The 10,563-nt window shown below is 46.3% G+C and carries 9 protein-coding genes and 1 pseudogene; 5 read left to right on the forward strand and 5 right to left on the reverse strand.

The window, feature by feature from the left end:
- Positions 1-15: 15 nt before the first annotated feature.
- Entirely contained in the window at positions 16-249 is a 234-nt protein-coding gene (locus tag H6F51_01790) for a DUF928 domain-containing protein (protein MBD1821250.1), read from the reverse strand.
- A 436-nt stretch (positions 250-685) separates the two neighbouring features.
- On the opposite strand from H6F51_01790, the gene H6F51_01795 reads away from it, so the two are divergent.
- The gene (locus H6F51_01795) at positions 686-1,108 is read left to right on the forward strand and encodes a hypothetical protein (GenBank protein ID MBD1821251.1); all 423 of its coding nucleotides are present in this window, start codon (positions 686-688) and stop codon (positions 1,106-1,108) included.
- A 1-nt stretch (position 1,109) separates the two neighbouring features.
- On the opposite strand, the gene H6F51_01800 is transcribed toward H6F51_01795, so the two are convergent.
- Both H6F51_01800 and H6F51_01805 read right to left on the reverse strand, forming a co-directional pair.
- Positions 1,110-1,886 carry a DUF928 domain-containing protein gene (locus tag H6F51_01800; protein MBD1821252.1) on the reverse strand — a complete coding sequence of 259 codons (777 nt, stop codon included), beginning with the start codon at positions 1,884-1,886 and terminating at the stop codon, positions 1,110-1,112.
- A gap of 87 nt (positions 1,887-1,973) precedes the next feature.
- The gene (locus H6F51_01805; GenBank protein ID MBD1821253.1) at positions 1,974-3,935 is read right to left on the reverse strand and encodes an adenylate/guanylate cyclase domain-containing protein; all 1,962 of its coding nucleotides are present in this window, start codon (positions 3,933-3,935) and stop codon (positions 1,974-1,976) included.
- Positions 3,936-4,057: 122 nt separating this feature from the next.
- Here H6F51_01805 and H6F51_01810 point away from each other — a divergent pair, with 122 nt between their 5' ends.
- The 3 genes from H6F51_01810 (at position 4,058) to H6F51_01820 (ending at position 7,033) form a co-directional block, all read left to right on the forward strand.
- The gene (locus H6F51_01810; GenBank protein ID MBD1821254.1) at positions 4,058-4,267 is read left to right on the forward strand and encodes a hypothetical protein; all 210 of its coding nucleotides are present in this window, start codon (positions 4,058-4,060) and stop codon (positions 4,265-4,267) included.
- Between the two features lie 1,146 nt (positions 4,268-5,413).
- The gene (locus H6F51_01815) at positions 5,414-6,271 is read left to right on the forward strand and encodes a hypothetical protein (protein ID MBD1821255.1); all 858 of its coding nucleotides are present in this window, start codon (positions 5,414-5,416) and stop codon (positions 6,269-6,271) included.
- Between the two features lie 240 nt (positions 6,272-6,511).
- Entirely contained in the window at positions 6,512-7,033 is a 522-nt protein-coding gene (locus H6F51_01820; protein ID MBD1821256.1) for an SET domain-containing protein, read from the forward strand.
- A gap of 79 nt (positions 7,034-7,112) precedes the next feature.
- Here H6F51_01820 and H6F51_01825 read toward each other — a convergent pair whose 3' ends face one another.
- A complete protein-coding gene (locus H6F51_01825; GenBank protein MBD1821257.1) occupies positions 7,113-9,284 on the reverse strand; it encodes a HAMP domain-containing protein in 2,172 nt (723 codons plus the stop codon).
- 465 nt (positions 9,285-9,749) lie between these two features.
- Here H6F51_01825 and H6F51_01830 point away from each other — a divergent pair.
- A pseudogene (locus H6F51_01830) lies at positions 9,750-10,007 on the forward strand (IS6 family transposase).
- Between the two features lie 452 nt (positions 10,008-10,459).
- Here H6F51_01830 and H6F51_01835 read toward each other — a convergent pair.
- A partial coding sequence (locus tag H6F51_01835; GenBank protein ID MBD1821258.1) for an IS1 family transposase occupies positions 10,460-10,563 on the reverse strand: 104 nt, incomplete at its 5' end.

Below are 10,563 nucleotides of genomic sequence, written 5' to 3' on the forward strand. Positions count from 1 at the left end.
CAAAAGTTTCTAATTTCAAGCCTGTAATAACTGTTCCCAATCTTTTGCTAACTCTGCATCTTTAGGATTCACAGATCGCGCTTCTGCTAAAGTAGCCACCGCGTCAAACCAAATTCCATTTTCCGCATAGAGCCGAACTTTCTGTCGAAACTCTGCTTGCTGAATCTGCTGACTCAAGGGCGGATTAGGACTAACTCGTAACCGAAGTTGCACAACCCTCGCTCCGCCATTATCGAACGTCGGAAGCATTCACCTACTTCGCTTCTCTCCGTATACTCCTACGGAAACTGGCACAATCTGCTACTTCCCAAACGTCCTCCAACGGTATAGATTTAAGCTCTACCGAAGGACTGAGGAGCGAATCCAGCGATGGGAGCTTTGACATTCATACCGAATTAAACATAGAGCGCGACAGATCATACTCAAAGTCCCCCAGAATGGGGGATTTAGGGGGCGAGAATCTGTCGCATCCACAAATCAATTTGGTATCAGACCGTTCTAGCTTCTAGTCGAACCGATTTTCTCAAGTTAGATTTAGTTCAGCTATTTCAGGGTTAACTGGGTATAAATTGATGCTCTTTTCTCTAATTATCCTTAATCCTCAAGCAGGCTTATGCCCGTTCAGCACAAACCTTTGCCCAGGGTAGCCGTTTTCACCGCGCTGTCCCTAATAGCTGCTCTCACAATGATCGTCCCCTCCAGCGCGGTGAGTTGGGCAGCGCCCAAACCTGCTAATTTACGCCAGCCTGCTCATCCCACTTTAGAAGCATCGCTCAGCTTGAACCAAGCAGAAGACGATCTAGACAATGGGCAATATGCAAAAGCGATCGGGCGATTTCAAAAATTGATTCGTCAGGCTGAAGCACTAAAAGATGAGCGTCAAGCGGAAAGAGCGAGAGAGGGAATCGCAAAGGCGTACTTCTTACAGGGACAGCCAGAGATTGCCGCTCGGCTGTTTGAACAGCAAGTTGCACGACAGCGAGCAAAGCAGGAAACACCAATATTGAGTCTGCTGCTACACCATCTTGCTTCTGCCTATTATCAAGTCAAACAGTATTCCAAGGCGGAACACGCACTACGAGAGGCGATCGCAGCAATCTCGACATAGTTCAACGTTTTATCGGCTGGTTCTTTTTGCGCTCCTGCTCCGTAACCTTCTCAAATCCCACTTGATCGAGCAGTGACAGGAGTTTGTCAGGAGCCGTTCGATCTTTGGGATTCGCCGTAGCCGCTTTAGAGAACATTGTCACTGCGTCATACCACAGACCTTGGGCTGCGTAGACTTGACCCCGCTCCTGATCGGATTGCGCGATCGCCAATCGCTGTTTCACCTCTGGAATCAGCGCAACCCGTCGGATCAACGCCATTCTCAAAGCATCCTTCGTGCCATCTTCACAAACGACAGCGATCGACCAGCGATAAACTTTCTCAGGTACTAGCTCAGGCGCAGTTTTCGGTAATTCAAGTGAGACGATACCAGGCTTATCTACTTGTACCGTAGTGACAAACACAGGCTTTTGCACGCCTGGCTGCATTAGCTTAAGTTCCACAGTTTGTCGGCTGGATAGATACCAAAATAAAGTTGGACGAGATGAGATCGTTTCTCCAATATGGTTGGTCGGTGCGAGGGTGGTAAAAGAAGCCGTCTTTCTCTCACCGCAAAGGCGTAATTTGTCTCCTCGCGTTCCCGTGCCTTCACTACTTCCGAAGCCCGGACGTTTAGGGGGATTGTATTGAGCGTTTGCGGGGGAAAGTTGCACTGAGCTGACAGGACTGGGTAAGGGGAGATCTAGCGGCAATACACCTTGTAGAGCAACGAGAGAAAGTGTCCCGATTCCAAGAAATATTGGGTGAACCAGCCTGAATTTGGGGGAATCAGAAGTCATCGTCTTGTGAGTCAATAGAGGGTGATTAGCTGGCTCGGCTGCAAGGATGGGCAAGTTTTGGAGTAATTCCCTCCTGTCGTACAGACGCTAAACTCTGCCACTCTCACTCTTCGAGGATTCCCATAAAACTTGATAAACGTTCGTCGGTTGTTCACGCCCTTTCAGTTGAACTGTCCCGACGGCTTGCACGGGAAATTGACCTTCAACCCGCGTAAACGTCTCTTCGCTGATTAAAATTCGGCAGAGTCCGCCCTCGATCGATTTATCAAAACTTTCGAGCCGTGCTGCCACATTCACACTATCGCCGATCGCGGTATAGTCCATGCGCTGCTGACCTCCTAAGCTACCTGTAACGACTGTGCCTGTAGAAATGCCTGCCCGCATTTGAATCGTGGGATGTCCTTGCTGTGTCCAGCGTTGATTCAGTGCTTCTAGTGCAGAGGACATCTCGATCGCGCATTGCACAGCACTGTAAGCATCTTGAGCAATGTCTTGACTGGTTTTACGAGCGATCGGAACACCAAAGACCGCCATAATCGCATCCCCAATAAATTTATCTACCACCGCCCCATGCTTCAACACCACTTCCGTCATCGCTTCCATATATTCATTCAGCCAAATCATCAGCGTTTCGGGGTCGGTACGTTCGGCAATGGTGCTGAAGTTTTTAATATCGGTAAATAGCACCGTTGCCGTGAGTTTTTGTCCCCGCAGGCGACCTTGGGACAGTAGTTGATCTCGATCGCGCCAAATTGTCTCAGCAATCGTCGGGGTTACATATCGCCCAAAGAGATTCATCACGGTTTGGTGATCGCGGCGTTCTGAGTGGGCAATGTGAACCGTGACGACCATCGCAGACGTGAGAAGCGCTAAGGCGGGTGGGACAACAGGAATCCACCAGGAAAAGCCGAATGCTGCAAAGCTCCCTATCCCTAGCCCTCCGACTGCAATTACCATGCCTGCTACTGCCCAACGCGGCGAGCGCACCATCCAGCCTAACGCCGTTCCCACACCCGACCAAAGCAGAATCCAAACTGCTTCAATTGCATCTGTCCAAACTTGGAAGCCCGAGCGCCCGTCGATCGCAGCGCTAATAATTTGACTGGCTAGATTCGCCTGTACCTCAACGCCTGCCATTCTCTCTGGAGTCGTGATCGAGTCACCGCTATAGGGAGTGTAGAAGACATCTTTGATGCTTCGAGCCGTCACTCCAATTAAAACGATTTTGTCTCGAAAGGGTTGTTCTTGCGAGTCACGCATCAGATCAGCAGGCAGTCGGTCTTGCAGCACGTCCATCAGCGACACTGTGCGGAACTTGCCAGAAGCACCTCGATAGTTCAGCAAGATTTGATAGCCGCCTGCATCCGCTGAGACATAGCTACCATCGTTTGATTCAAAAATGGGAAAGATGCCGCGCCCAAGCTTGAGATACTGTGAATTGGTTGTCGCTGGCTGGGGTGTGATTCTCTGAGCTTCTAAATAGAGCATTGCAAGGCGCAATCCCAAACTTTCCAGGGATTGCTCTCCATTGGGGCTTGTCCAATAAAGTAGACCTCGACGCAGTTTCCCATCGCCGTCGAGTACCACATCGTTTGAAGCAGTTTGATTGCGCTGTTTCAGGATGGGGGGAGGTGCAACCTCGACTTCTGTACTTCCGCCTCTTTTTTCAATGCCAATTAGGTTAGGGGTTGTCTCGAATACTTTAGCCAGCTCTGAGTATCCTGGTTCTACTGGGAGATCCCGATAGATATCTAAACCGATCGCTCTTGGTTTTTGCTGCTTAATCTTCGTCAACAACTTGGCGAGGGTAGCATCATCAAACGGATAACGCTTGAGTTGCCGAATGTCGTTTTCGTTTACGCCAACAATTATGACGCGATCGTCGGTTACTTCTCGGGGACGCAGCCGAACATATTGATCAAATGCCATCCATTCCAAAGATTGTAATGCCCCAGCAGACCGCAGAAGCACGATCAATCCTGCCGCGCTGGGAATTGTGATCCAAAGCACACCAAACTTTCGGATTGTTTGAGCAAGTGATAGCAGCATAAGGAAGCGAGAAAAGGATGATTACCATTCTGATAATTCTTCCCCAGCAAAGCTTACTCTTTCAGAGGAAAGGAGTAGTTTATATATTAAGTATAATTTGTGAGTGATGGCTGTAATTGCTTTTGGTGCTCCTAGGCGAGTTCGCAACCGTCGATAACACGCACCGAGAGGCAGATCGAACGCCCGAGAAAAACCAAAGAGCTTACTACAGTGGCAAAAAGCGAAAACACACGCTGAAAGCGCAAATAGTTGTCAACCAAGCGATCGGACAAATTATCCGCACCGCCTTTGGCAAATGTTCGCTCTACTTTGATAGTTTGTCCCAGGTTTGAATAATAGACTGGAAGGATCTTGGAAGATTCTTTGTTTTTAAATCAATGTACTGTAACGATTTCTTTCTGCTTGTGACCCGATTCGAGCACACTTTCACCCCAAGCAACATGAACAGAGTACAACACGATACCGGGAAGAACTGCGCCACCCCTCAAAGTGTTGGCGAGAAATCACTTGCTTGAAAGTTGCTGTGTAAATTGAGCGAACTGAGCATTGAGGGGCATTGAGGGATTGTTGTGCTTATTTCTGATGATGACCGGCTAAGTTGACAGTACCCTCAAAGCTAGATCACCAAAATTGGACAAGTACCGGTAGTTGACGTTTCATACAGGATAAAACGTTGAAAGCAGAGACTGAGCTGCGGCAAGTCAAATACTTGAGCAACACCATTGAGCAAGACCGTCGCAACGTGAAACGAATTGTGAAGCCGATGCTGTGATTTCGGCCGTTCAACACGGCAAGGAGAACATTGCGAGGGATTGTAGTGATGAATATGATTCGCAAAGGACAAGTAAAAGAAATCAAACGAGGGGACAGTGTATCCCAAGTGGACTTCATCAATGAAATCTTTGGGGTGAGTGCTTAAAGCAATGTAAACGAGACCAGTTCGTTTGTCACTTTGTTTGTCACTTTAAAGTCTTTGCGACACAACCCTATGCTTTGCCACAGCAAAACTAAATTTGTACTTTATTCGATTGATGCTCAAACGCCTGACAATCAGCTAGCTCTCAATAGGCTTCATCAGCATTTACACGGGTTAATCTTAATTTTTAACATCAAAAGTTACGAAAAATATTAAGTGAATACACTATTGTAATAAAAAATATAAGTGAAATTACGGTTTGCGCTTTCGCAATAGATCATTAAAAATTTGTGAAGACAGAGTTATTTCCTGAAGTTAAGTCGTAGTTCCAAGATTTCACAGTCCTTTACTGTACTTAGGGCAACTTCTAGTAATTTGACTGAGCCAAGATTGAACATTTGAAGACTAGTATTCTCAGCCGAGTGCAGGATCGTCCTACCTTTACATTGCAAAGGTGCTGGTTAAGCTCATGCTTACCTCTTGATGGAAACTTCAATCGAGCAGGTTGACTGTGACTAGGAATGTCACGACTAAATATCGCAATTTGAGGTAGAAAGCTGGCATGATTACAACTCAAAGTTTCAAGAGTTCACTGGATGTTCCATCTGTTAATGCCGTGATGGAAGCAGCCTGTAGAGAAGCCGTTTGCAGCCCAAAAGCGTTGTATCTGTTCATGCACCGATTTGTCCACTATGGCAGAAGCTATAGTTTTCTAGTGCCGCGATTGGCAGGCATCATTGGATCTAGTAAATTGCTATATGATCCAAACTGTGCAATTGCAGCCCATGCAGAGCGAGCAATGGATGTAGCAGCTAACGTACTCACTGCTGCCCTGGAAGAGTTTCGTGATCCGAGAACGAATGTCTCTCATAGAACGCTTTCTTACGGACTACTGGATAAATTGGCAGAGTATGCAGGTCTATCCCAAGCAGAGATCAAGGATGTAGCAACATCCGGCGATTGGCTTGCAGGGGTTCTGAAAGCTGTAAATGAGGGATACGATGCCCAATCCGACGATCTTAGCAGCATGGTACGAGCAATGGGCTTCCATGTTGGAGCCGAAATCGTTGGAGAATACGAATGTAGCATCATCAATGAGGTGCTTTATTCAGAGCAACGTCAGACGCAATTCGGTCAGTTTATCAAACAAAACAAGCTGCACTTTGAGGCGGGAAGCGTTAGCCCTTGGTATTGGATTGTGATTCATGGAACCTTTGGAACAAAGGGCGTGGAATTAAAACATTCAGACGGAGCGCTGTTAGCACTGAATCAAGTGGTGCAATATGCTGATGCTTCCGAAGCACAAATTGTAGAGTGGGCAGATCAGGGATTTGCTCAATTCAATCAGACTCAGCAGAGATTCTTTCAACTGGTGCATCAAGAGTTACGTCGTTTATCACCACTCTTAGTAGCAATCTAAGCCCAGTCAGTTCTGCCTAATTTAGCAATCGCTGCTTGTTATTCCATAAGCAGGAGAGATTTTGTTGCCCAATACTGCATGCATATCTCATACAAAATCTATTGCTGCAGCGTTCACATTTCAATTGACATTAGTATTGCCATTTGCAGGCAAAATATACTAACCTGAGAGCGAGCTTGAGAATTGGGAACGTCACTAGCGAGATTGCAACGTTTGTTTGTCCTTTCATTCACTTACCCTATGTCTACTCAATCTATTTCGTGTCATAATCATGCCTCCATGCTCAAAGTTCAAGAGGTGGAAGGCAAAGGGAAGGGTGTGTTTGCTCAATGCTTTATTCCATCTGGAACATTGGTTTGTGTCGGTTGTCCGATCGAAGTGACATCAATGAGAACTGAACACTCCTTTCAGGTTGACTGGGAACGCCATGTGGAGTTAGATGAACCTGCTCGATTGATTAATCATGGCTGTGATTTCAACTTGGTCATCCGAGACAATGAGTTGGGTGGATATAGCTTCTACGCAACGAGAGATATTCTCGTAAGTGAAGAACTGTGCTGGCATTACGGAATGACAGAAGCTCTGTCGATCGCAGTTCAGAGCTGCCGTTGTCGCTCTGCCCATTGTGAAGGGCGTAGTCTTGGATTTACAGAGATGTCAAAGGTAAAACAAGAAAAGCTGCATCAAAACGGCGTTGCGAATTACCTTTCCAAATGGTACATCGGACAGGCTAGAGAGTTAAACATTTTGCGAGCATCGTAACCATTAACATCAAGCGTGTTGAGAGTGATGATGCTATATCGTTGCTCTTAACACACTCGATCGCGGCGTTATTGCTCGCTTATGCAAGATGAAGGGGAAACTCAATCACAAATTCTGTCCCCTGTCCTGGGACAGAGTGGCAGTACAACTTACCCTGATGTTGCTGAGTAATGATTTGGTAACTAATTGATAAACCTAAGCCAGTTCCCTGCCCGATAGGCTTGGTGGTAAAGAAGGGGTCAAATAGCTTTAATTGCATATCCTCCGGTATCCCGGTGCCATTATCTGCGATCGCAATTCTGACCCATTGTTGCTGAATCACCTCAGTCCGAATCTGAATTTGATCGAGATGAGCTTCTCCTCCCAGGGAGCGGTGTTTTCGCTGTTCATGGATGGCATCGATCGCATTCGCCAAAAGATTCATAAACACCTGATTGAGCTGTCCTGCATAGCAAGTTACAAGTGGTAACTCACCGTAGTCTCGGATGACTTGAATTTCTGGAGAATCATGTTTTGGTTTCAATCGATTTTGCAGAATCAACAGCGTACTTTCTAGACCTTCGTGGATGTTAACGCTTTTAAGCTCTGCCTCGTCCAAGCGGGAAAAGTTACGCAGTGATAGAACAATGTTGCGAATTCGCTCTGAGCCAAGCTTAACTGAGTCAAGGAGCTTGGGTAAGTCCTCTTGTACAAATTCGAGATCGATCTCTTCAATTTCAGTTTGAATGGCTGGAGTTGGTTTGGGATACTCCTGCTGATACAGCGCAAGTAATTTCAGTAGGGATTGAGCATAGTCGGATGCAGGGGCAAGATTACCATGAATAAAGTTAACAGGATTATTGATTTCGTGAGCAACGCCTGCCACTAACTGCCCCAAACTAGACATCTTTTCGCTTTGGATCAAATGGCTTTGGGTTTGCTGTAACTCTTGCAAGGTTTGTGATAGTTCTTGTGTCCGTTCTTGTACACGAATTTCTAACTCATCTTTCTGTTGCTCCAAGGATGCAAAAGAGCTTTGAAGCTGATTTGCCATCTTGGTAAAAGTCGTAGTTAAGCGACCAATCTCATCTTGCCGCTTAAAGCTGAACTCAATCTCAAAGTTGCCATCTGCGACTTGCTCGGTTGCAACCAGTAATTGCTTGAGCGGTTGCGTGACCTGCTTGTGTAATATGGAATACAGCAGTAGCACTTCAATCACCAGCGCAATTAAGCCGACCATTAGAATAGTTCTAGCGTTATTTAGCGCAATTTCATTGATTAATGCTTTAGGATAAACGACGACAAAATACCAATCCGGCCCACTTAGTTTTGTGACTGCAAGGAACTCGTGCTCTGAGGGATTATCAATAATGATTTGCCCTGATTTTGCAGTTCTAACAGCCTCAAAGATACGTCTGAGATGGGCATCTCCAGTATCGAGAATGTTGAAATTACCTTGCTTCTGTTTAATTTGCTCCATTCGAGCAGTATCGACAATCAGTCTCCCATCTTCACGAAAGATGATGTTGTAGGTTCCTCGAAGCGTATTTTTAACAGTTCGCTCCATCAGATCGTTTAACACAACATCATGGGCGATCGTTGCAATATGGTTGCCTTGAGCATCATCGATCGGAGTCGCGGCTGTCACCATCCAAAGTTTAGCAACGTCATCAAAGAAAAGCCCCGTCCATTTCGTCTCGCGAGCTGGATTCTGCTTTGGAGTTGAAATGTGGAAGAACTCTTCTTTGGGCAAGTACAAATCAGGTTTTGCCACTAAGCCCCAAGCAAAACCAGGAAAATACCCAATTTCCACATTTTCCGGGGTAATAACATAGGTGTTTGTGAAGCGGTTATGCCAAGCAGCACCGTAATAACTCAGCAAATCATAAGCGACGATCGTGTGACGACGTAACTCTGCGTTAATTGAAGTATTTTTGCCAATGAAGAGATGCGGATAAAGTTCTGTATCAAACGTTTCAATGGCGCGACTCTGAGGAAAATTGCGGTGAGTTCCATCAGACCACGGAATTGCTAATTCAGCGAATTTCTGCTGTGGGTCTTGTTCTCCCATCTTCTTGAGATTCTTGAGAAATCGCTGCTTAAATTGTTGATGATTATCTTCCGCAAGCTTAAATAGAGTTTCCTCGTGCTTGCCGCGATCAAGGCTATACTTTTCTAAATCCGACAGGATGATTGTTTGGATGGAGTGTGTTAGATGAACATAGCTGATCCCGGTTGCAGCAATAATCACACCTGCTAAACTAAACCCCATCTTTATTAAGGTACTACGGGTGAGGGACTGGTTGGGTTGATGGGAACTCGATTTCATAGAGCAGGGCAAGTAGAAATTGTAGAACTATAGCGATCCTAGTTGAGTTATGAAATCGATCTGCCCTCATCCCTAGCCCTTCTCCCTAGAGGAGAAGGGAGCAAGAATCTAGTCCCTCTCCCTGAGGGAGAGAAATTTAGGGTGAGGGCAGGATTTATGCAATTTACAAACCAATTAGAATTGCTATATTGCTGTCTGAGGGCTAATTCGTGTTCTACTCCAACATTGAAGAGAACCACTAAAGCGCCGATCTCATCAATCAACATTCCCTAAAATTAGGCTACTCTCCCACAGAATTTTACAAAGCAGAATTTCGGAATAGTGTCAAATCTACATGAGGCGGCAAAAAGGGTTGTGTCGCAAAAATGGTAGGGTGGGGAGGCTCAATTTTCTTTCACCTTATCTTAAATGGTTGCCCAATCCTTGTTTAAGTGGCGGCACTTTCTGCCAGAAATCATCCTGCTGAATATACGGTGGTATTGTCGCTATCCCTTGAGCTATCGGAACCTAGAAGAGATGATGGCGGAGCAAGGGGTGGAAGTGGATTATTCCACCATTTATCAGTGAGTATTGAGCTACGCCCCAGAACTGGACAAACGAGTTCGATCGCACCTGAACCAGACCAACGATTCCTGGCGGGTGGATGAGACCTACCTCCAGATGAGACCTACCTCCAGGTGAAAGGAGCATTGTGGGTTTTGATAACCTCCTCGGACTCAACAATTCAAGAAATACCGTCACGGCTGTAACTTTGGGCGTTCAACTCTTACAAAATCAAGCGGGAGGGGTGCGTTTAGAAACAACGGTGATGCGAGGCTTGCGTCAGCCTGTTGGGAACTTCAATGTAGGAGAGGTCGTGGATGCAGAAGAGAGTCGTGGTATTGGCTTTCGCTTGCTAGCAAATGATGCTTCTGGTCGCTTCAAAGCGGATGCTGGATTTGTACGGAGCACTTTCACGAATCCATCAAGTGATCCGCAACTTACAGATCAGTTAGACATTGTGAAAGTTGAACCTGTCGCGCGAAACGCTTGGTATGCTGAGGCAAGTTATGACCTGCTTAAAGATGTCAGACTTGACGCAGCTCGCACTTTAGGACTGTCGCTGAATTGGTGGTGCTTCAAATTAATGTGGGATAGGTTGCGATATCGTGCCAAGTCCAAGAACGAGAGGCTAATCCTGCCCGCTGTGCTGCGGTTGATTTGAATCGACTGTGCTGCCAAA

It is taken from the genome of Cyanobacteria bacterium FACHB-DQ100, from assembly GCA_014695195.1.
Lineage (GTDB): Bacteria > Cyanobacteriota > Cyanobacteriia > Leptolyngbyales > Leptolyngbyaceae > Leptolyngbya.